Consider the following 21,711-nt stretch of genomic DNA (forward strand, 5'->3'; position numbering starts at 1 on the left):
GATGGAAGATAGAATGCTTGATCGTGCGCTCTTTGTCAGAGCCCGCGTGGATGCGGCAGAGCGGGAGCATATCGCCGCGCCGGCATCCGGCGTACTGATGGATGCGTGGTGCCGCCTGCGGAAGAATCGGGCGGCAGTGCTTTCCCTTTTGATTCTGATTCTGATCCTTCTTTTCGCCCTGCTGGCACCGGTTTTCAGTCCGTACAGCTTCAAGGAGACGAACTACGATGACATTTACGCGCCCATGTCGCCGGCTCATTTCTTCGGGACGGATCAGTTCGGACGGGATCTCTTCGTCAGAACCTGGATGGGCTGCCGGATCTCCCTGATGATTGCGACGGTGGCGGCACTTCTGGATCTTCTTGTCGGCGTGGGCTACGGCGCAGTTTCCGCGCTGCTCGGCGGCAGGGTGGATGCTGTCATGCAGCGCTTCATTGAAATTCTGGTGGGGATTCCCCATCTGATCATCGTGATCCTCTTCCTCATGACCTTCCCGGCGGGGGTGGGCACGATCATTGCGGCGCTCTCCATTACGGGCTGGGTGAATATGGCGCGTCTGGTCAGAGCGGAGATCCTGAAGCTGAAAAATCAGGACTATGTCCTTGCTTCCCGGGTACTGGGGAGCAGCGACTCCTATATCATACTGCATGATCTGATTCCGAATGCGGTGAGCGTTATCGTCATTAACGTCATGTTCACGATCCCAGGTGCGATCTTCACGGAGGCGTTCCTGTCCTTTATCGGAATCGGGCTGGCGGAGCCGCAGGCCTCGCTCGGGGTTCTGATCAACAACGGCTATCAGGTGCTTCGGAACTATCCGCACGTGATGATCGCCCCGGCGCTGGTCATCGTCCTCATTATGGTCTGCTTCAGCATTCTCGGAGACGGACTCAGGGACGCGCTGGATCCGCAGATGAGGAGATAGGAAGGGGCTATGAAGGACATACTGCAAATCAGGAATCTCACAATCGACATCAAGACGCAGAAGGGAACCGTCCATGCCGTCCGCGGCGTGACGCTTACGCTGGGCGAGCAGGAGACGCTGGCGCTGGTCGGGGAGTCCGGCTGCGGAAAATCCATGACGATGAAGGGGGTAATGGGGCTGCTGCCGCAGAGCGGCAGAGTGACGGAGGGCTCTATTCTGTTCAACGGCAGGGAGCTGACGCAGCTTTCCGAGCGGGAAATGCAGAGGGTTCGCGGCGGGGAGATCTCCATGATTTTCCAGGATCCGATGAGCTCTCTGAATCCGACGATGCGGATCGGAAGGCAGATCGAGGAGATGCTTCGGAAGCATCGGAAGGAAATGAACGGATCGGCACGGAGAGAGCGGGCGCTTTCCCTGCTTTCTCTCGTCGGGATCTCCAATCCGGAGACCAGATACCGCCAGTATCCGCACCAGCTTTCGGGCGGGATGCGGCAGAGGGTCGTGATCGCGATCGCGCTCGCCTGCGAACCCAAGGTGCTGATCGCGGATGAGCCGACGACTGCGCTGGATGTCACGATTCAGGCGCAGATCCTCGATCTCATGCGGGAGCTGCAGAAAAAGATCAAAACCTCCATTATCCTCATTACCCACAATCTGGGCGTCGTTGCCAATATCGCGGATCGGGTCGCGGTCATGTACGGAGGGAAAATCGTGGAGACGGCAGAGGTTGACGCGCTGTTCCGCCGGCCCTGCCATGAATATACGAAGGCGCTGCTGCAATCCATTCCGAAGCCGAAGCAGACGGGTGCACTGTGCTCGATTCCCGGTACGCCCCCGGACCTGATGGCGCCGCCGGAGGGCTGCCCCTTCGCCGCGAGATGTACGAGGACAATGCTGGTCTGCGAGCGGTATATGCCGGATGCCTATCCCTGCGGGGAGGGGCATGAAGCGCTGTGCTGGGCGCTGGATCCGCGTGCGGACGGGGCTATGGACGCGGAGCAGGAGGACGGGAGCCGGAGGACTACAGGATGAAGAAGCAGGAGGAGGCGCTGATCGAGGTCAGCCATCTGAAAAAGTATTTCAATGTCGGGCGCCGCCGCATGCTGAAGGCGGTGGACGACATTTCCCTTATGATATACAGAGGGGAGACGCTGGGGCTGGTTGGGGAATCCGGCTGCGGCAAATCTACCTTCGGAAGGACGCTCATTCACCTCTATGAGCCGACGGGAGGAAGCGTATGCTATGACGGACTGCGGATCGAAGGCACGCTCCCTGCGGAGAAGCGGCATGCGCTGAGCAGGCGAATGCAGATGATCTTTCAGGATCCCTATGCCTCTCTGAACCCGAGACGGAAAATCCTCGACATCGTCGCAGAAGGGATCGACGCACATCAGCTCGCCTCCGGCAGAGCGGAGAGGACGGAGAGGGTTCTGGAGCTGCTCCGGAGAGTCGGACTGCAGCCGGAGCATGCAGACCGCTTTCCACATGAATTTTCCGGCGGACAGCGGCAGCGGGTCGGGATCGCGAGGGCACTCGCCGTAGATCCGGAGTTTATCGTCTGCGATGAGCCGATTTCCGCGCTGGATGTTTCCATTCAGGCGCAGGTCGTGAACCTTCTGGAGGAGCTGCAGAGGGAAAGGGGGCTGACCTATCTCTTCGTTGCGCATGATCTCTCCATGGTGAAGCACATCAGCCGGCGGATCGGCGTGATGTACCTCGGCTCGCTGGTGGAGCTTGCGGAGAGCGAGGAGCTCTTCGAGAATCCGCTGCATCCCTATACGAAGGCGCTGCTGTCCGCGATTCCGTTTCCGGATCCGACGCTGGAGAAGACGAGGTCGCGGATCATGCTGGAGGGGAGTCTCCCCAGTCCGATCGGGCTTCCGGAGCAGTGCAAGTTCTGTTCCCGCTGCGCGGAACGCTGTGAAGAATGCCGGGAGAGGATGCCGGGGCTCAGGGAGGTATCCCCCGGGCATTTCGTGGCGTGTGTAAAATATGGGAGAAGCGCGGAAGGAGAGAGGGATGTATCGGTTTGAGGAAGCAGCATACCGGAAGCGGATGCGCTGGTATGAGGAGGCGCGCTTCGGGATGTTTATTCATTTCGGGCTTTATGCGATCCCCGCGCGGGGAGAATGGGTTCGGAGTGAGGAGGAAACGGAGGAGCGCGAGTATCTTAGGTATTTTTCGGAGTTTCAGCCGGATCGGCTTGATATGCGGGAATGGGCGCGCCTTGCGAAGCGGGCGGGGATGTGCTATGCCGTTATAACGGCGAAGCATCATGACGGCTTCTGCCTCTATGACAGTGCGCTCACGGAATTCAAGTCCACGAAGACCCCCTGCGGGCGGGATTTCGTCCGGGAATTTACCGAAGCGATGCGGGAAGAGGGAATCCGGGTCGGACTGTATTATTCGCTGCTGGACTGGCATCATCCCGACTACCCGCATTACGGGGATAAATTTCATCCGCTTCGCCACTGTGCGGGCTGCGGCAATGAGGGGCGCGATTTCAACGCCTATCTCGAATATCTGCACGGGCAGGTACGGGAGCTTTGCAGCAATTACGGCAGGCTCGACCTGCTCTGGTTTGACTTCTCCTATGAGGAAATGCGCGGCGACAGGTGGAAGGCGGCGGAGCTGATGGATATGGTTCGTACCCTGCAGCCGGAGGTCATCGTCAATAACCGGCTGGAGGTCAGCGGCGAGGGCTACGGCTCGCTGCAGGCGGGGAAGCCGAGCGCCTATCACGGAGATTTCGTCACGCCGGAGCAGATGATCCCGCCGGAGGGGATCCGGGACATTCATGGGAGGGGGATCCCATGGGAGGCCTGCATCACCATGAACCGGAGCTGGGGCTATACGGAGCAGGACCGGAGTTATAAGCCGGCGGGCATGCTGATCCGGAAGCTGGCCGAATGCGTTTCCAAGGGTGGAAATCTGATCCTGAATGTCGGACCGGATGCCCGGGGGCGGATCCCGGAGGAGGCGCGGCAGAGACTGCTCCGAATCGGCGACTGGATGCGGGAAAATGCGGAGAGTATCTATGGCTGCGGCGATGCGGGATATCCGAAACCGGAATACGGCAGATATACGAGAAAGGGAAATACGCTGTACTATCACATCCTCGAGGACACCGCAGGTCCTCTGCCGCTGCCCGGGGTGAAGCGGGATACGGTGGAGTCGATCCGATGGCTCTATTCCGGCGCGGAGCTCCCGATCTCCCGAAGCTGGGTACACAGCGATTATCCGGATATCGTATTCGCGGATACAGGGACGGACGGGCTTCTTCCGGATCCGGACGATACGGTGATTGCCGTGCGGCTCCGGGATACAGGCTCTGCGGATGCCGCTCCGGAGGAGCAGGGAGGAGAGGACGACCATGTTTCTCAATGAGCGGAGGGCAGAGATTGAGGCGCAGCTCCGCGCGGAGGGGAGAGTCCTCGTGAAGGAGCTGGCAGAACGGTTTTCCGTGACGGAGGACTGTATCCGGAAGGATCTGAAGGCGCTGGAAAACAACGGCAGCCTGAAACGGATCTATGGCGGCGCGGTTCTCTCCCGGGACTATCCGCTGGAGAGGGATGTGGTAAATCGGAGGAATTTCCACATTGAACAGAAAAGACGGGCAGCGCGGAGAGCATTTGCTTTCCTGCAGAGCGGAGAAACCATCTTTCTGGATGTCTCGACGACCAATATGGAGCTGGCGGGGCTGATCGCCGCATCTACGCTCCGGCTCACGGTGGTCAGCAACATGGTAGACATCCTGCAGATCCTTTCGGAGAACCCCAAGCTCACGGTGATTGGAACCGGCGGTGCGTTCTACGCCGGCGTGAACGGCTTCCTCGGTGCGGAGTCGATTCGGCAGATCCGGCAGTACAGCTTCGAAAAGGCGTTTCTCGGCTGCTGCGGCATCGATTTCACGGATCGTGCATTCACAACGCTGGGTGCGGAGGACGGACTCTGCAAAAGGGCGGCGATAGAATGCAGCCGGCATAAGTATGTTGTGATGGAACGGGAGAAATTCTATTTTAATGAGAATTACAGATATGCGCATCTGGACGATGTCAGCGGCATCATTACCGATGCGCTTCCGGATCGGGAATTAAGGGAGCTTCTGACCGCGAATGAGGTCGAGCTGTATTCTGGGACGGAATAAACGGGAGGGGGAGGCGGTGTGACCGGAGAAGGGGAAAAGAGGGCGATGCAGCTGGAAATCTGCGTGGACAGAGTCGAGTCGGCGGAGGCGGCGGAGAGGGGCGGTGCGGACCGGATCGAGCTCTGCGGCAATCTCGTGATCGGCGGGACAACACCGGATCCGGAGCTTTTCCGTATTCTTCGGGAACGGCTGCGAATTCCCATTCATGTCATGATTCGGCCGAGATACGGGGACTTTTGCTATACGGAGGAGGAGTTCCGGATCATGTGTGAGAATATCAGAGTCTTCCGGAGCCTGGGTGCGGATGGCATCGTGTGCGGCGCACTGCGGCCGGACGGAACGCTGGATACGGAAAGGATGCGGGAGATGATCCGCCTCGGTGCGGGCGGGAAAATCACGCTGCACCGCTGCTTCGATCTCTGCCGGGATCCCTTCTCGACGCTGGAGCAGGCAGCAGAGCTGGGGGTGGATATCCTCCTCACCTCCGGCCAGCGGGAGAGGGCGGAGGATGCGACGGAAATGCTTCGGGCGCTGCGGGAGAGGGCGGCAGGGCGGCTCCTGATACAGGCGGGAGCCGGTGTGAATGCGGGAAACATTGAGAGGATCTGCGGCGCAACCGGGATTACGGCATACCATATGTCGGGGAAGATTCTCCGGAACAGTCCGATGTGCTATCGGAAGGAGGGCGTAAGTATGGGGATTCCATCCATCGGGGAGTATGAGATCCCGGAGACGGACGAGTTAGAGGTGAAGGAGGCGCGCCGGGCGCTCAACAGGATCTCCGGTGCGGGCTGGAGCGGTTTCTGCGAGGGAAGGAAAGGATGGTCGGGGCTATGAGAGAGATTTTTTCGGAGGAAAGCCTGAGAAGAATAGACCGGAGCTTTTCGGAGCAATGCAGGAGGTTTCCGGCGCTGTTTTCGGCGGTAAGGGAAAGGCTTTCGGAGTCGGATCGGAATACGGCGGCAGCGATGCGGTATTTGTACGCGTCGATGCCGCTGTCTGATGCTGCGAGCTATCCCTTCGAGACCTTTCTGGACTATGCCCGCTGGGGCGTGCGGCTCCGCGAGAGCAAGCAGGCGGTGCGGGCACTTCCGGAGGAGCTGTTCTTTCCCTATGTGCTGCAGCATCGGGTCAATGAAGAGGAGATCCTGCCCTGCCGCAGGCTGTTCGGAGAGGCGCTGGAGAAGCGGCTCCGGGAGCGCGGCGTTCCGGAGGCGGAGCAGGAGTTAGCAGTGAAGGAAATCAATTATTGGTGCGCGGAGCAGGGGTGCTACCGGAGCGGCGATGCGCGGACGCTGGCGGCGCTCAGCTTCTATCGGAGAGGCTATGGGAGGTGTGGGGAGGAATCTGTATTTGCGGTAAATGCGATGCGCGCCTACGGCATCCCGGCACGGCAGGTATATGTTCCCCGCTGGTCGCATTGCGAGGACAACCATGCGTGGATCGAAATCTATGCGGGTGGAAAATGGCATTTCACGGGAGCCTGCGAGCCGCTGGAAATCTTAGATCGGGGCTGGTTCAATGAAGCCGCCTCCCGCGCCATGCTGGTGCATTCACGCTATTTCGCGGCGGGACTTCCCTGGGAGAGCGGAGAGGGAAAGGATGGCAGAGAAGTTCTTCCGGGAGAGGAGTGCATCGGCAAAGAGGGAATCGCCACGATGCTGAACCAGCTTCCCCGCTATGCGCTGACGAGGCAGATCCGGCTCCGCGTACTGGACCGGGCGGGATGTCCGCTTCCCGGGGCGATGCTGTCTCTGGAGCTCCTGAACGCGGCGGAGTATGCGCCCATCGCGGAGCTCGTGACGGGAGAAAACGGCGAAGCCTGCTTCACGACGGGGCGTGGTTCGCTTCTCGTGCGGGCGCGTTTCGGAGGAGAGGAAAGGTCTGCGCTTCTCGATGTGCGGACAGAGGATACGCTGACACTTCGGTTCGGGGAAGAGAGCCGTGAGGAGGCGTGGAGGGCGCTGGATTTCTTTGCACCGCAGGATGCGGAGGTAAACACGGGGGGAGAAACGGAGGCACAGCGCGTCGAGGGAAAACGACGGCTGCAGCGCTGTCGGGAGAAGCTTGCCTTGGAAAAGGGAAATTACCGGAATCCTGCGTTAATGGAATTTTTGAGGAAGCCGTGCCCTGAAGAGAGGCAGGAGATCCTTTCCTGCCTCTCTGAAAAGGATCTCACGGATATAGAGGCAGAGGTTCTGGAGGAGTGCTTCACAGAGGCGCAGCCCTATCGGGAGGGTCTGGAGCGTGAAGCTTTCATCCGCTATGTGCTGAATCCGCGAGTCGAGGATGAGATCCTGCGTCCGCATCGTCGTGTGCTTTTCCATGCCTTCTCGGAAGCAGAGCGTGCGCTTTTCCGGAGAGAGCCGGAGCAGCTCTGGGCGCGGATCGATACGGAGATTCGTTCCTTCCCGGAGCGGGAGCGCCTGAGTGTGGTGACGCCGCCCGCCGCCTGCTGGCGCAGCAGGACAGGCAGCGAACGATCGAAGCAGATTCTCTTCGTCGCGGCGGCAAGAAGTCTGGGGATCCCGGCGCGGCTCCGTCCCTCAGACGGTGCGATGGAATGCTGGGATCGGGAGGCAGAGGACTTCTGCCCGATCCGGAGAGAGGAGCGGACAGAGAGCTGGCTTCTGTTCCGAAAAAAGCCGGGAGAGAAGCTGCAGTATGCGCAGCATTGGACCGTGGCGAGAGAGATGGGAGGCGGCTATCGCACGCTCCGTCTGGAGGATAGAGTCTGGAAGGGGGATACGCTGGAGCTTCCGGCAGTCCCCGGAAGCTATCGCATCGTGACGGAAAACCGCCTGCCGAATGGCAATATCCATGCGATGGAGCTGTTGTTTCGGCTCGATGCCAGACAGCGGAAGCCTGTGCAGCTTCAATACAGGGATGCAGAGCTCGGAGAGATGCTGGAGCACATCCGTCTGCCGGAATTTGTGCTGGAGACGGAGGATAGCAGAGAGGAGCGGGCTTCGATACTTATGGCAGAGGGAAAGCAGGCATTTCTCTGGCTGGAGCCCGGCGCGGAGCCGACAGAGCATATCCTGAACGAGCTTGTGGAGCGGACAGCGCGGCTTTCACGCTTTTCCGCGCGACTGCATTTGATCCTGCAGGATCCGGGGGCATTGGAGGATGCGCTGCTGCTCAGAGTGAGAGAGTTGCTTCCGGGGGCACGGATATGGTATGATCGCGTACGGGAGCAGGCGGAGAGGATCTCCCGCAGGATGTACGTGGAGCCGGACAGCCTGCCTCTGATTCTCGTTACGGATGAGCCGCTGATCGGGATCTATGCCGTGTCCGGCTACAATGTCGGCAGCGGCGACCTGCTGCTTCGCATTATGGAGGAGGGACAGCAGGCTTTCGGATATGAGAAACGCTGACCGCCTATACTGCCGGACAGGGGACTTATACAGTAATCCAGGGAGGAATTTGCTTATGTCATGCACAACCATTCTCGCGGGGAAAAAAGCGACCTATGACGGGTCTACTTTTGCTGCGCGCAACGAGGATTCGGGCTCCGGCTCTTTTATGCCGAAGAAATTTATCGTGGTCTCTCCGTCGGAGCAGCCCGGCAAGTACAGATCCGTGCTTTCGCATGTGGAGATCGAGCTGCCGGAGCACCCGATGCGCTATACTGCCATGCCGAATGCGACGGAAAAGGAGGGGATCTGGGCTGCGGCAGGCGTGAATGAGGTGAATGTTTCCATGACGGCGACAGAGACCATCACCTCGAATGAACGGGTGCTCGGCGCGGATCCGCTGGTTCGCTACCTGCCGGAAAAGGACGGACAGGAGGAGCAGGCGGGCGGCATCGGAGAGGAGGATATCGTCAGCATTACCCTGCCCTATATCCGGAGCGCGCGGGAGGGCGTAGAGCGGCTCGGAATGCTGCTGGAGAAGTACGGCACTTATGAGATGAACGGCATCGCCTTTCAGGATATGGAGGAGGTCTGGTGGCTGGAGACGATCGGCGGGCATCATTGGATCGCGAAGCGTGTGCCGGACGACGCCTATGTGATCATGCCGAATCAGCTCGGTATCGACAGCTTCGACCTCGCGGATGCGCTGGGAGAGAAAAAGGCGCATATGTGCTCGGCGGATCTCCCGCGCTTTATTGAAGAGAATCATCTCTCGCTTTCCTTCGACGGGACATTAAACCCGCGGGAGGCCTTCGGAAGCCATTCCGATGCGGATCATATCTACAATACGCCGCGCGCCTGGTTCATTGCGAGATATCTGAATCCGCACAGCTTTCGCTGGGATGGGGAGAATGCCGATTTCCGCCCGGAATCGGACGATATTCCGTGGAGCTTCGTGCCGGAGCGGAAGCTCACGGTAGAGGATGTGAAGTATGTATTGTCCGCGCATTTTCAGGGCACGCCATATGATCCCTACGCCAAATATGGAGATCCGGCGAAGCGCGGCTGCTTCCGCCCGATCGGCATTAACCGAAACAATTTCCTGAGTCTGGTGCAGCTCCGCCCGTCTCTGCTCCCGGAGCTTTGCGCGATCGAATGGGTCGCGTTCGGTTCCAATGTGTTCAATGCCTTTGTGCCATTCTATGCCAATGTGAACAGGACGCCGGACTATATGGCGAACACGGGGGAGAGGGTCACGACAGAGAACTTCTATTGGGCGAACCGTCTGCTCGGCGCATTGGCGGACGCACAGTTCAGCCTCTGCAAATCGCATATCGAGCGCTATCAGGCGGCGGTGCCCATAGAGGGCTACCGCATTCTTCATGAATATGACGAGAGAATCGGCGCCGGAGACGTCCGCGGCGGGGATGCGGTGAAGCTGCTTGAGGAAGCCAATGAGCGGATCGCCGTCATGGTTCAGGAGAAAACGGACGATACGCTGGATAAGGTACTCTATGAGGCGAGCTGCCAGATGAAGAACGGCTTCTCCCGCTCCGACGCATAAAACGTATAGATCCGTCAGCCGCTCCGCAGCTTCTGCAGGGAGAGAATGCAGGCGGCTGATGGAGACACAAAAAGTTCACAATTCTATTAGCACTCGTCTATTGACAGTGCTAGCAGCCTGTGCTATAACAGACAGCGTAAGGAAAAGAAAAGGATTTCTCTTACAGAAGCAGTACAGCAGTAATCGTACAACAATAAGATAAAGGAGGTTTTCATATGATGTACATGCCTAGCATTTTTGGAGAGAGCTTATTCGATGATTTCTTTCGCGATCTGGACGGCAGCTTCGCGGCGAAGCCGTTGTATGGGAAGCGGGCGAAGAACCTGATGAAGACCGACATTCGCGAGACAGAACAGGGCTACGAGCTCATGATAGATCTGCCCGGATATAAAAAGGAGGATCTGAAGCTCGAGCTGAAGGACGGCTATCTCAGCATCTCTGCCGAGAAGCATACAGAGTCTGAGAAGAAGGACGAGAATGGAAAGATGATCCGTCAGGAACGGTATTCCGGTTCCGTACAGAGAGGCTTCTTTGTGGGAGACGGTGTCCGGGAGGAGGACATCAGGGCGAAGTTTGAGGACGGCGTTCTGAAGCTGGATATCCCGAAGAAGGAGGTCAAGGCGCTTCCGGAGCACAGATACATTGAGATCGGCTGAGTCAGCCAAAGTTGAACAAACATAATCAGTCTATTTGAGCATAAGAAAAGGGGCTGTGAAGTGTACCGACCCCCAATTGTTAGACGATAATCTAACGATTGGAGGTCGGTATTTTTATGGCTAAATATAGCTATGAATTTAAGAAACAGATTGTTCTAGAATACTTGAAAGGCGATGGTTCATATCTCTGTCTATCGAATAAGCACGGTATATCCAACCAGGCTCAATTACAAAAATGGGTAGCTGCCTATAAAAAGTTTGGTGATGATGGTTTAAAAAGATCACGCAATCAAAAGATTTACTCTTTCGAAGAGAAGTTTTCTATAGTAGAGTCTTATTTAACAAGTGAACTCTCATATCAGGAGCTGGCTCTACAAGTTGGGATTAATAATCCTGCGTTGGTTAATCGATGGGTCAATGAGTTTAAAGCTGCCGGGCCTGATGCTTTGAGAACGCACAAGAAAGGCCGAAAGAAAACATTGAGTAAATCAAAAGACAGTAAGCGAGCTCAGGAAATCCAGGAAGCTAAGGTTGATACCAGTGCAGAGCACGTCCGGGAACTAGAGGATGAACTTCTTAAGCTCCGTATTGAGAATGCTTTTTTAAAAGAACTGAGGAGGCTGCGTTTAGTGGACAAAGCAAAAATGAGAGATGCGCACGGATCATCTTCAGTCTCCGAAGACAGTTCAAACTGAAAGACCTTCTCTCATACACCGAGATGCCAAAGGCAACCTACATGTATTGGCAGAAACGATTTGATTGTGAAAATCCAGATCAGGAGCTTGAAAATAAGATACTGGAGATTCGTGAGCAGAATAAGGACTATGGCTATCGAAGAATGACCGGTGAACTTAAGAACCAAGGTTATACTGTTAACAAGAAAAAAGTTCAGCGCATCGTGCAGAAACTAAACTTACAGGTCACATCCTTCAGACATAAAAGTCGTAAATACAGTTCGTACAAGGGTAAGGTTGGAACTGTTGCACCTAACAGAATACGTAGACGTTTTAATACTTGCATACCTCATCAGAAGATCACAACAGATACAACAGAGTTTAAGTACTATGAGATAGATGGCAAGGGTCGCATGACAATGCATAAGTTATATCTCGACCCCTTCATGGATATGTTCAATGGTGAAATCATAAGCTTTGGCATAGATAATCGGCCATCAGCCAGGAATATATTAGATGCACAGGTTGAAGCAATCAGAATGACTTCTGATTGTCAGTACCGCAGAACATTCCACTCGGATCAAGGATGGGCTTATCAGATGAAGGCATATGTAAACAATCTTAAACAGGAAAAGATCTTCCAGAGTATGTCCCGAAAAGGTAACTGCCATGATAACTCTGTCATGGAAAACTTCTTCGGCTTATTGAAACAAGAAATCTACTATGGTGTTGTCTACTACAGTTACGAGGAACTGAAATCTGAAATAGAACGCTACATTAAGTACTACAACGAACGAAGAATTAAAGAGAAACTAGGTTGGAAGAGTCCTGTTCAATACAGACTCTCCCTTCTGGCTGCATAAAAAGAGGGGCTGTCGCACAAATTGTGCGGCAGCCCCTCTTGGGTATAAAAACTAAACCCCCAACTCTTCCGGCAGTGCCTCAAAGAAAATATCCTTCCAGGCGCGTTTCAACTGTTTTTCATGAACTATATAAGGCTGTACTCCAATATATTTTGGAACGTTATCACTGACCAGGGATTTAGCGACTGCAAGAGCAACAGCTTTTCCCTGGTCATATGGTCTCTGGGTGCTGAGCCCTTTTACAAATCCTTGATTCATTTCTTGCGCAATCTCGAAATCCAGATCCGTGGTAAAGACAGCGATATCCGTCCGGTTCAAAGTTTTTAAGGCCTTGATGGCAAGAAGGGCCGGCCTGTCCCAGCTGACGTAAAGTGCCTGAATATCCGGATGTTCTGTGACCATTTCCAGACATACTTTGTAGGCATTTTCAATTTGAATAAATCCCTTTCTGGCAGTGATTTCAATGTTGGGATAGGACTCCCGCAATATTTTTTCGGCATAGTTATCACGCTCAGTAGTGCCGTAAAACATGGCACCGTGGATGATAAAACCGACTTTAGCATGAGTTTTATCCTTCAGATATTCACCGATCATGCGCCCTGTGTTAGTGCCGTTTTCCCGTTCGTTGACGGAGATACAGGAGACATAATCGTTGCGGTTGAAATTTTGCGGAACGTTGCTCAGAAAAACCAACCGTGTCATCCTGGACAGCTCCTGAAAGGCGGGGCCGGTTTCTACATCATCACTGGGAATAGCGATTACCGCATCCGGATGCTGCATTTTGATGCTTTCAAGCTGCATGTTCTGGAGTGCCGGATCGAAATGGGCATCCATGGTAGAAATAATGTCTATGCCATATTGTTCCAATTCATCCCGGATGCCTTTCTGGTGAAGGGCTGCCCATGCGGTTCCCGTATAGTGAAATGAGACGGCAACCTGGTAATGGCCCTTTTTCAAAAGTGCTTTTTCTTCTGTGGAGAGAGAAATGCTGTCCGGTGAAACTGCCTGCTCGCCCAGGGGACCGTTATCGATTATACGGGTGGAGTCACGCAGAACCAGATGAATATCGGCATACCGGGCAAGAGGGGATGCGGGGAGATGGTTGATACGGTCGAATAGTGCCTGTGATGCCAGTTCTGCCATCTGGCGGATATCTCTGTGAATACAGGATAGCGGCGGCGCAGTCAATTCACACCAGAGCATATCATCAAATCCGATGATGGAAATGTCACGAGGACAATCTTTTCCCAGTTCCCGAAGTGCCTTGAGCAGGAACATGGTCAGTCGGTTGCCGCCGGTGATAATGGCGGTAGGAAGATATCGGCTGATGCTTTTTTGGATGTTCAGGCTGATGAGATCGTAGGACTGATACAGACTTATCTCAGCGATGCAGGAGCTGCTCAGAGTCCGGTTGGCACACAGCAAGGCTTTTTCATATCCGGCAATTTTTTCCTGTTTGGCAAGACTGTCTGCTTTTTCCACAAGAAACAGTACATTTTCGTGGCCGCTTTCAAAAAAATATGAGGTAGCAGATTGAAAGGCGGCATGATAATCAAATAAGATTCTGGGAGTGGTATCATCATAAATATAACGCTCAACACAGATAAAGGGGATCCCTGATTCATAAAGAAACGAATAGTCAGAAGGATTGCTGCTGGTGGGCGAGAAAAAAATACCGATTGTTTTGGCACTGGAAATCAGGCTTTTCAGTATACTTTGTTCTTCCTCCAGATTGTCGTTGCTGACAGCTGTGTAAAACTGGTACCTCTGGCTGGTTGCGTAAGCCTGCAGCTGGTTGCAGAGATCGCAGTAGAGAGCGCTTTTTATGTTTGGAAGAACGGCAACAATCTGGGAACTGCGTCCGCTTCGTATTTTTTGTACTTTCTTTTTGATTTTTTCCGAATATCCACTTTCTTCAATGATAGCTTCGATTTTATCCACTAGTTCCGGGCTGACATAGCGGGTATGGTTGATAACATGTGAGACTGTAGCGATGGAGACACCGGCCCTGGCAGCAATTTCTTTAATTGTCATAAAATTCCCCCTGATAGTTTGCGTGTGATTTACAGTCATTTTGAAATACGATCGATTTTCTAGTAACTAGTATAGCACAAAATGAAAAATGAAACGATATTCAAAATAAAAATTTACGTAAAAAATAAAAACCGAGTGTAGAAATTCATAAATTCACATAAAACAAGATGGTTATATCGCTGAAATTAGTGCACTTTACCAGAAAACTATTGACGGAAGTTGCTTGAAAGGAGTAATATTTAGCTATCAGACAGGAGAACTCCTTCAGAAGAAGAAAATTTTACGTAAAATTAAAAATGGAACGAAAACATTTATTATCAGAGTGATAGAAAAACAGGAGGATTAAATTCATGAAAAAAAGTCTTAGATTCACAGCAGCAGGTCTTTCCGTATGTATGATGGCAGCTATGTTAGCAGGATGCGGTTCTTCTAGCAGTGCGACAACTGAAGCGGCAGCAGATTCCGCAGCAGAAACAGAAGTAAAAGATGGAGAAGCTAAAAAGGGCGATTTATCTTTTGCATTCTGTACCAATACACTGAACAATACATTCCAGAGCTCCATTGATGCAAAACTTAGCGAGCTGTGCAAGGAGAATGGAATTGCCTATACCTGTCTGGATCCGGATTACGATCTGAATAAGCAGCTGAGCCAGTTATCTGACTGTGCAAACAGCGGATATGATGCAGTATTTGTTATCCCGGTTGATTCTGCAGGTATTACTTCCGGATTAGCAGAGATTTCAGAAGCAGGCATTCCAATTTTCAATGTAGATACAGCTGTTATTGATGATGATATTGACCAGTTTGTAACACAGTTTGCTGGAACCAATGCATATATGGCAGGTCAGCTGGTTGGCGAGCAGATGACGAAGGATTATCCGGATGGAGCTAAAATTGCAGTTCTGGATTTCCCGTCCAATGAAAGCTGCGTAGACCGTGTAAATGGCTTCCTTGAGGGCTTAGGTGATCAGAAAGACAAATTTGACATCGTAGCACAGCAGGATGGCGGTGCTGCACTGGATCAGTCCATGGGACTGGCTGAGGATATTATCACAGCAAATCCGGATCTGGAAGCATTCTTCTGTATCAATGACCCGTCTGCACTGGGTGCAGCAGCAGCCATTAAAGCAGCAAACAAAACAGGAGAAATTGGTGTATATAGCATCGATGCATCTCCGGATGGAAAACAGGCACTTCTGGATGGCGAATTTACAGCAGTTGCATGCCAGGTTCCGCTTCAGATTGCAGAATATGCATTTGATGCAGCTGAGAAATATGTAGGCGGCGATACTGAGCTGGGTGAAAAGAAAGTATATCTGGATTCTCATCTGGTAGAGAAGGAAGAGGCTGAGAAGACTCTGAGCGATTGGCAGTAATATCCGGATGTTTCTGCAGGCGTTCTGGCCGGGAACGGCAGAAACGGATCGTAAAAAAACGATAAAACAGACAAATGCGGCGATGGTTTCATTGCCGCATTTCTATAAAGAAATACGGAGGGTTTTGTGGGAAAAACAATTCTGGAAATGATAGACATAAAGAAAAGTTTTTCCGGGATCTATGCATTATCAGGGATCAATTTTTCCCTGGAAATGGGCGAGGTTCATGCGCTTTTAGGAGAGAACGGAGCGGGAAAATCGACGCTTATCAAGGTCCTTGGAGGAATTTATAAGCCGGACAGTGGAAAAATCAGAATCAATGGTCAGGATGTGGAGATAAATGGTGTTTCCGATGCACAGGAAAAAGGAATCGGAATCATTCATCAGGAGATTGTGTTGGTGCCGTATCTGACAGTTGCACAGAATATTTTTCTGGGAAGAGAAATAAAGACAAAGTTTGGCACTGTGGATATGAAAGAAACAAACCGCAGAGCCGGAGAGATGCTGGCGAATCTGGGTGTGAATATTCAGCCGGATACACTGGTAGAGACATTGACCATTGCCCAGCAGCAGATGGTGGAAATTGTAAAAGCAGTTTCCTTTGATGGAAGAATTATCGTAATGGATGAACCGACTTCGTCACTTTCCAACGATGAGGTGGAGCAGTTATTTGGCATTATTGAGAGATTAAAAGAGAAACAGGTAAGTATTATATATATTTCCCATCGTATGGAGGAATTATTCCGGATTTCGGATCGGGTTACCATCATCCGGGATGGCGCTTATGTGGGAACAAAGAAAACATCGGAAACCAATGCCAATGAATTGGTTGCGATGATGGTAGGACGCGAGCTTCAAAGTTTTTATGCAAGAGATTACAATGATTTGGAACAGGCAGAAACTGCACTGGAGGTAAAGAATCTGACCTGTGAAGGTGTATTTTCGGATATTAGTTTCCGGGTTAGAAAAGGAGAAATCCTTGGATTTGCAGGTCTGGTGGGAGCCGGACGAAGCGAGATCATGGAATGTATCTTTGGAGCCAGAAAATATCAGAGTGGCAGCGTCCTTTTAAAGGGGAAAGAAGTTCATTTTTCAACTCCGATTCAGGCAATCAAAGCAGGAGTCGGTCTGGTACCGGAGGACCGGAAAAAACAGGGTCTGGTACTGGGAAATACGGTTGGATTCAACCTGACATTAGCTTCTATTGATTCCTATATCAATGGAGTGGCGATCAGCGATCGGAAATGTCAGGAAGTGATTGATTATTATAAAGAGAAACTTCGTATCAGGGCAGTGGCAAACCGGGTGGAACTGGTGGAAGCAGGAAGCCTTTCCGGTGGAAATCAGCAGAAGATTGTTCTCGGAAAATGGCTGGCAATTAAACCGGATGTGCTTATTCTGGATGAACCGACCAGAGGCGTAGATGTAAATGCTAAATTTGAGATATATTCGGTTATCAATGAACTGGCAAAAGAAGGAATAGCAATCATTATGGTATCCAGTGAATTACCGGAAATCATCAATATGTGCGACAACGTATGTATTATTAAGGCCGGTAAGATGCCAGGAATGCTTGGAAAAGATGAGCTGGATCAGGAAAGAATTATGCAGTTTGCAGCGGGAGGCGAAGAATGATGAACGAAAAGAAATCGACAGCAGGCAATTCTATATTGTCTGTGTTTACAGGAAATACGGGAATTATTGGAGTACTTGTGATTTTGTGTGTGATTGTTGCTCTGGCAACGGATAAATTCCTGACACCTGGCAATATTATTTCCGTACTCAGACAGATTTCAATCAACACATACATTGCATTGGGAATGACATTAATTATTATTCTTGGACATATCGATCTGGCAGTAGGAGCGATCGTGGCGATGAGCGGTACCTTAACCGTTGGTTTCGTTGTAAACCAGGGAATGCCGATTGGCGTGGCAATTGCAGCCGGAATTGCAATCGGAATCCTGGCTGGTCTGATTGATGGTGTAGTTGTATCGAAATTCCGGGTTCCGGCATTCATTATTACCATGGCAATGATGAATGTCTGCAATGGTATTGCCTATGTCTATTCAGGCGGACAGTCTACCCGTATTACAGATAAATTCTTTATTGCAATCGGTACAGGATATCTGTTTAACATCATTCCTCTTCCGGTAGTATATATGATTATTTTAATTGCAGTCTTCAGCTTTCTGCTTTCAAAGACAAAATTTGGTACTTACGTATATGCGATTGGTGGAAATAGAGAGGCAGCACGTCTTTCGGGTGTTCCGATTAAAAAAGTAGAGATTATCGTATTTACACTTTCAGGAGCATTGGCTGCCTTTGCCGGTCTGGTGTTAGCGTCCAGAATGTATTCCGGACAGCCTTCAGTCGGAAGCGGCTATGAGATGGATGCGATTGCAGCCTGCGTACTGGGTGGAACATCCATGGCAGGCGGCCGCGGACGCATCAGCGGCACTGTTTTTGGAGCAATGGTAATTGGTATTATTTCCAATGGTCTGAACCTGATTGGTGTCAGCTCCTATTGGCAGCTCATTGTAAAAGGCCTGATTATTGCCTGCGCAGTTGTTCTGGATTCCCAGAAAGGAAATCTGGCACTTTTAAGAAAGAAGAAATAGTTTTTTGATAGAGAAGGAGAGCAGATATGGACTTTTTCAGAAAAATGTCATTTGCGGATTCCACCGGTGATGCGATTCCGTTTTATCATGAAGGCAAATATCATATTTTTTCACTGACATCCCCGCCAGGAACCACGGTATATCCGGCGAGATTGCGTACTACCTGGAGCCACTCCGTTTCAGAGGATCTGGTGCACTGGGAGGAGCTGCCGACGGCACTGTATCCGGGTGAGGGCGATGAGCCGGATGCTTCCGGTGTATGGACGGGTTCTGTTATCTACGGCGAAGGAAAGTATCATGCATTTTATACTGGATATTGCCTGACCGCTGAGTATCAGCAGACGATTTGCCATGCGACGAGCGAGGACGGTATTACCTGGACGAAGGATGCGGCAAACCCGGTTATCACGCCGATGATAGAGTTATATGAAAAGCTTGACTGGCGCGACCCCTATGTATTTTATAACGAGGAAGATAAATGTTACTGGATCCTGATTTCAGCCAGAAGACTGGATATGCCGGTTACAAGAAGAGGCTGTATCGTGCTGTATCGTTCGAAGGATCTGGTAAATTGGGAGTACTATGGTTCGTTATATTCGGCAGGCAACACCAATTGTCCGGAGTGCAGTGAGATGTATAAAATAGGTGATACCTGGTATCTTTCCTACTCCCGTTTTTCCGAATTCGTGAATACCATCTATCGTACATCCAAGTCTCCATTTGGACCGTGGAAAAAGACAAAGAAGGATGGCATCGGAGGACGCCGTTTCTATGCAGCAAAATCCATGCAGGATGATAATGGACGCCGTTTCTATTTCGCCTGGGCACACGATCGGGCGGAAAACAGTGACCGCGGTGAGTGGTACTGGGGCGGAACCTTCTGTATTCCTCATGAGGTAGTTGCAACGGAAGATGGTCAGCTGGATGTGAAGCTTCCGGAAGAATATGTAGCCTGCTTTAGGGAAAAGGTTGATTGGAAATATCTTCCGGTTATGGGAGAATATAAGCTCTATGGAGATACAACCGTTGAACTGGATGGCTGTGGAACAACTTCATATGGTTTTCTGGAACAGCCGGAAGAAAAGTTTCTGTTTACAGGTACGGTTATTCCCAAAGAGGCAAATGATTCCTTTGGCATTTTGTTAAAATCAGATCGGGAGGCAAGCGGATGCCTGTTCCTGGAGTTTGATGTGGCCATGCAGCGTGTATCGCTTCTGTCCCTGCCGATGGGAGTGGATCCGTTCTGGGAGCAGTCCTGTCAGGCAGTTCCGAAGGCAACCGAACCGGGACCGGATGGCGTGCGCGTGGCAGAGAAAACCTTTGCCATCGAAAATGGTGCGGCGATTGACGTTAAGATTTCGGTGGACCATGACATGGTAGAAGTGTTCGTGGACGAGCAGGTGGCATTTACCTATCGTATTTTCCGGAAACCGGAGTATGAAATCGGTCTGCTGGCACAGGATGCGAAAGTAGAATTTGCAAATATAGCGATTCGGAAGTAGAATTTTGTGAGAGACAAATGGATGTGGCTGGCTGCCTGGAAGAGGGCTGGCTGGCACATCCATTGTACATATAACTTGTAATACGGAGAATGATTCGTATGAGAATAAAAGCGGATATCACAGCGCTGGGAGAGCTTCTGATTGATTTTACTCCAGCAGGCGTTTCACAACAGGGAATGCGTCTGTTTGAGCAGAATCCGGGAGGTGCACCGGCCAACATGCTGGCAGCCGCTGCTAAGTTTGGATTAAAAACAGCGTTTATCGGAAAAGTGGGCCGGGATATGCATGGTGATTTTCTGAGGGAAACCCTTGTGAAAGCCGGGATCAATACAGAAAATCTCATACAGGATGACAGGTATTTTACTACATTGGCCTTTGTCAGTCTGAAAGAAAACGGAGAGCGGGAGTTTTCATTTTCCCGTAAACCGGGAGCAGATACACAGCTTTGCATGAAAGAAGTTGATAAGAGTATTTTGGAAAATACAAGAGTTTTTCATGTTGGTTCCCTGTCTCTGACCGATGATCCATCCCGGACGGCAACCTATGAAGCACTCAATCTGGCCAAGAGCAGCGGTGCCCTTATCTCCTATGATCCAAATTACCGGGCAGCGTTGTGGAGCGATGCAGAGACAGCCCAGCTTCGGATGCAGTCGGTGATCTCCTATGTGGATATCATGAAGATATCAGATGAAGAGACGGCGCTTCTGACTCCTTATGAGGATCCGGAAGAAGCACTTCGATACCTGATTCGTCAGGGGGTTCGATTGGCAGCAGTTACCCTTGGCCGGGATGGTGCATTGATTGGAAATGCAAATGGAATTGTAAAAGCAGAAGGTTTTTCATCTCAGGTGGTGGATACAACCGGTGCCGGAGATTCCTTCTGGGGCGGTTTCACTGCATCTTTCCTTCAGGCAGAAACAGAACCGGAACACCTGACCCGCGGACAGATGATAGAATTTGGCCGTGTGGGAAATGCGGTGGCAAGCTTGTGCGTGGAACACCGCAGCGGAATCTCGGCTATTCCGGAGATGGAGGAGATTAAAGAGAGGCTGGGAAAATAGAATAAAATTAAGAAGGGGCTGTCGCACTAAATGAATGTACCGACCCCCAATTGTTAGACGATAATCTAACGATTGGAGGTCGGTATTTTTATGGCTAAATATAGCTATGAATTTAAGAAACAGATTGTTCTAGAATACTTGAAAGGCGATGGTTCATATCTCTGTCTATCGAATAAGCACGGTATATCCAACCAGGCTCAATTACAAAAATGGGTAGCTGCCTATAAAAAGTTTGGTGATGATGGTTTAAAAAGATCACGCAATCAAAAGATTTACTCTTTCGAAGAGAAGTTTTCTATAGTAGAGTCTTATTTAACAAGTGAACTCTCATATCAGGAGCTGGCTCTACAAGTTGGGATTAATAATCCTGCGTTGGTTAATCGATGGGTCAATGAGTTTAAAGCTGCCGGGCCTGATGCTTTGAGAACGCACAAGAAAGGCCGAAAGAAAACATTGAGTAAATCAAAAGACAGTAAGCGAGCTCAGGAAATCCAGGAAGCTAAGGTTGATACCAGTGCAGAGCACGTCCGGGAACTAGAGGATGAACTTCTTAAGCTCCGTATTGAGAATGCTTTTTTAAAAGAACTGAGGAGGCTGCGTTTAGTGGACAAAGCAAAAATGAGAGATGCGCACGGATCATCTTCAGTCTCCGAAGACAGTTCAAACTGAAAGACCTTCTCTCATACACCGAGATGCCAAAGGCAACCTACATGTATTGGCAGAAACGATTTGATCGTGAAAATCCAGATCAGGAGCTTGAAAATAAGATACTGGAGATTCGTGAGCAGAATAATGGTCCTATGTCAAGAAAAAGTACAAGTTAAAAATAACCTTTTTCGCTGATACTCCGCTGTTTATCCTACCGCCCTTCATGACAGTCACAGATCAGACTGTCATTCCGGTTGGTGTATGAGTACAATAATTCCCGCTAA

The 21,711-nt window shown here is 51.4% G+C and carries 17 protein-coding genes; 16 read left to right on the forward strand and 1 reads right to left on the reverse strand.

Translation table 11 applies throughout. The features are described 5' to 3' along the window. Position 1 precedes the first annotated feature (1 nt). The 10 genes from HW273_RS01545 to HW273_RS01590 all read left to right on the forward strand — a co-directional run bounded on the left by HW273_RS01545 (position 2) and on the right by HW273_RS01590 (position 12,185). Positions 2–925: an ABC transporter permease gene (locus HW273_RS01545; RefSeq protein ID WP_179010079.1), complete on the forward strand. Its 924-nt coding sequence runs from the start codon at positions 2–4 to the stop codon at positions 923–925. 9 nt (positions 926–934) lie between these two features. Beyond that, positions 935–1,957: an ABC transporter ATP-binding protein gene (locus HW273_RS01550; protein ID WP_179010081.1), complete on the forward strand. Its 1,023-nt coding sequence runs from the start codon at positions 935–937 to the stop codon at positions 1,955–1,957. Continuing rightward, positions 1,954–2,958 carry an ABC transporter ATP-binding protein gene (locus HW273_RS01555; RefSeq protein WP_179010083.1) on the forward strand — a complete coding sequence of 335 codons (1,005 nt, stop codon included), beginning with the start codon at positions 1,954–1,956 and terminating at the stop codon, positions 2,956–2,958. The genes HW273_RS01550 and HW273_RS01555 overlap by 4 nt, the downstream gene beginning before the upstream one ends. Further along, positions 2,945–4,312, forward strand: coding sequence for an alpha-L-fucosidase (locus tag HW273_RS01560; RefSeq protein WP_179010085.1), 1,368 nt, complete (start codon positions 2,945–2,947; stop codon positions 4,310–4,312). Before HW273_RS01555 ends, HW273_RS01560 begins: the two co-directional genes overlap by 14 nt. After that, positions 4,299–5,072 (forward strand): DeoR/GlpR family DNA-binding transcription regulator, encoded by a 774-nt coding sequence (locus HW273_RS01565; RefSeq protein WP_179010087.1) that lies wholly within the window; start codon positions 4,299–4,301, stop codon positions 5,070–5,072. The genes HW273_RS01560 and HW273_RS01565 overlap by 14 nt, the downstream gene beginning before the upstream one ends. A gap of 18 nt (positions 5,073–5,090) precedes the next feature. Further along, positions 5,091–5,909, forward strand: a complete 819-nt coding sequence (locus tag HW273_RS01570; RefSeq protein WP_330603871.1) for a copper homeostasis protein CutC — start codon at positions 5,091–5,093, stop codon at positions 5,907–5,909. After that, positions 5,906–8,449, forward strand: coding sequence for a transglutaminase domain-containing protein (locus HW273_RS01575; protein WP_179010089.1), 2,544 nt, complete (start codon positions 5,906–5,908; stop codon positions 8,447–8,449). The genes HW273_RS01570 and HW273_RS01575 overlap by 4 nt, the downstream gene beginning before the upstream one ends. A 55-nt stretch (positions 8,450–8,504) precedes the next feature. Continuing rightward, a complete protein-coding gene (locus HW273_RS01580) occupies positions 8,505–9,992 on the forward strand; it encodes a C69 family dipeptidase (RefSeq protein ID WP_179010091.1) in 1,488 nt (495 codons plus the stop codon). Between the two features lie 218 nt (positions 9,993–10,210). Beyond that, positions 10,211–10,648 (forward strand): Hsp20/alpha crystallin family protein, encoded by a 438-nt coding sequence (locus HW273_RS01585; RefSeq protein WP_179012372.1) that lies wholly within the window; start codon positions 10,211–10,213, stop codon positions 10,646–10,648. A gap of 116 nt (positions 10,649–10,764) precedes the next feature. Then, positions 10,765–12,185, forward strand: a protein-coding gene (locus HW273_RS01590; RefSeq protein ID WP_179010093.1) for an IS3 family transposase whose coding sequence is annotated in 2 segments (ribosomal slippage) — positions 10,765–11,332 and positions 11,332–12,185 — 1,422 coding nt in all. Because the reading frame shifts where the segments join, the coding sequence is not laid out codon by codon here. Positions 12,186–12,236: 51 nt separating this feature from the next. On the opposite strand, the gene HW273_RS01595 is transcribed toward HW273_RS01590, so the two are convergent. Continuing rightward, a complete protein-coding gene (locus tag HW273_RS01595) occupies positions 12,237–14,219 on the reverse strand; it encodes a LacI family DNA-binding transcriptional regulator (protein WP_179010095.1) in 1,983 nt (660 codons plus the stop codon). Between the two features lie 350 nt (positions 14,220–14,569). Between HW273_RS01595 and HW273_RS01600 the strand changes: the two genes are divergently transcribed. The 6 genes from HW273_RS01600 (at position 14,570) to HW273_RS01625 (ending at position 21,448) form a co-directional block, all read left to right on the forward strand. Continuing rightward, entirely contained in the window at positions 14,570–15,595 is a 1,026-nt protein-coding gene (locus HW273_RS01600; RefSeq protein ID WP_179010097.1) for a sugar ABC transporter substrate-binding protein, read from the forward strand. Positions 15,596–15,721: 126 nt separating this feature from the next. After that, entirely contained in the window at positions 15,722–17,230 is a 1,509-nt protein-coding gene (locus HW273_RS01605; RefSeq protein WP_179010099.1) for a sugar ABC transporter ATP-binding protein, read from the forward strand. After that, positions 17,227–18,216 (forward strand): ABC transporter permease, encoded by a 990-nt coding sequence (locus HW273_RS01610; protein ID WP_179010101.1) that lies wholly within the window; start codon positions 17,227–17,229, stop codon positions 18,214–18,216. Before HW273_RS01605 ends, HW273_RS01610 begins: the two co-directional genes overlap by 4 nt. A gap of 26 nt (positions 18,217–18,242) precedes the next feature. After that, on the forward strand, positions 18,243–19,718 hold the full coding sequence (locus tag HW273_RS01615; RefSeq protein WP_179010103.1) for a glycoside hydrolase family 32 protein: 1,476 nt from the start codon (positions 18,243–18,245) through the stop codon (positions 19,716–19,718). 98 nt (positions 19,719–19,816) lie between these two features. Continuing rightward, positions 19,817–20,779: a carbohydrate kinase family protein gene (locus tag HW273_RS01620; RefSeq protein WP_179010105.1), complete on the forward strand. Its 963-nt coding sequence runs from the start codon at positions 19,817–19,819 to the stop codon at positions 20,777–20,779. Positions 20,780–20,869: 90 nt separating this feature from the next. Then, positions 20,870–21,448 (forward strand): helix-turn-helix domain-containing protein, encoded by a 579-nt coding sequence (locus HW273_RS01625; RefSeq protein WP_179010107.1) that lies wholly within the window; start codon positions 20,870–20,872, stop codon positions 21,446–21,448. Positions 21,449–21,711: the final 263 nt, after the last annotated feature.

The organism is Oribacterium sp. oral taxon 102, assembly GCF_013394775.1.
In the GTDB taxonomy this organism is placed as follows: domain Bacteria; phylum Bacillota; class Clostridia; order Lachnospirales; family Lachnospiraceae; genus Oribacterium.

Excerpts from the sequence above, each read along its gene's own strand:
- HW273_RS01545 (WP_179010079.1), top strand. The coding sequence starts at position 2 with ATGGAAGATAGAATGCTTGATCGTGCGCTCTTTGTCAGAGCCCGCGTG.
- HW273_RS01550 (WP_179010081.1), top strand. The coding sequence starts at position 935 with ATGAAGGACATACTGCAAATCAGGAATCTCACAATCGACATCAAGACG.
- HW273_RS01555 (WP_179010083.1), top strand. The coding sequence starts at position 1,954 with ATGAAGAAGCAGGAGGAGGCGCTGATCGAGGTCAGCCATCTGAAAAAG.
- HW273_RS01560 (WP_179010085.1), top strand. The coding sequence starts at position 2,945 with ATGTATCGGTTTGAGGAAGCAGCATACCGGAAGCGGATGCGCTGGTAT.
- HW273_RS01565 (WP_179010087.1), top strand. The coding sequence starts at position 4,299 with ATGTTTCTCAATGAGCGGAGGGCAGAGATTGAGGCGCAGCTCCGCGCG.
- HW273_RS01575 (WP_179010089.1), top strand. The coding sequence starts at position 5,906 with ATGAGAGAGATTTTTTCGGAGGAAAGCCTGAGAAGAATAGACCGGAGC.
- HW273_RS01580 (WP_179010091.1), top strand. The coding sequence starts at position 8,505 with ATGTCATGCACAACCATTCTCGCGGGGAAAAAAGCGACCTATGACGGG.
- HW273_RS01585 (WP_179012372.1), top strand. The coding sequence starts at position 10,211 with ATGTACATGCCTAGCATTTTTGGAGAGAGCTTATTCGATGATTTCTTT.
- HW273_RS01595 (WP_179010095.1), bottom strand. The coding sequence starts at position 14,219 with ATGACAATTAAAGAAATTGCTGCCAGGGCCGGTGTCTCCATCGCTACA.
- HW273_RS01600 (WP_179010097.1), top strand. The coding sequence starts at position 14,570 with ATGAAAAAAAGTCTTAGATTCACAGCAGCAGGTCTTTCCGTATGTATG.
- HW273_RS01610 (WP_179010101.1), top strand. The coding sequence starts at position 17,227 with ATGATGAACGAAAAGAAATCGACAGCAGGCAATTCTATATTGTCTGTG.
- HW273_RS01615 (WP_179010103.1), top strand. The coding sequence starts at position 18,243 with ATGGACTTTTTCAGAAAAATGTCATTTGCGGATTCCACCGGTGATGCG.
- HW273_RS01620 (WP_179010105.1), top strand. The coding sequence starts at position 19,817 with ATGAGAATAAAAGCGGATATCACAGCGCTGGGAGAGCTTCTGATTGAT.
- HW273_RS01625 (WP_179010107.1), top strand. The coding sequence starts at position 20,870 with ATGGCTAAATATAGCTATGAATTTAAGAAACAGATTGTTCTAGAATAC.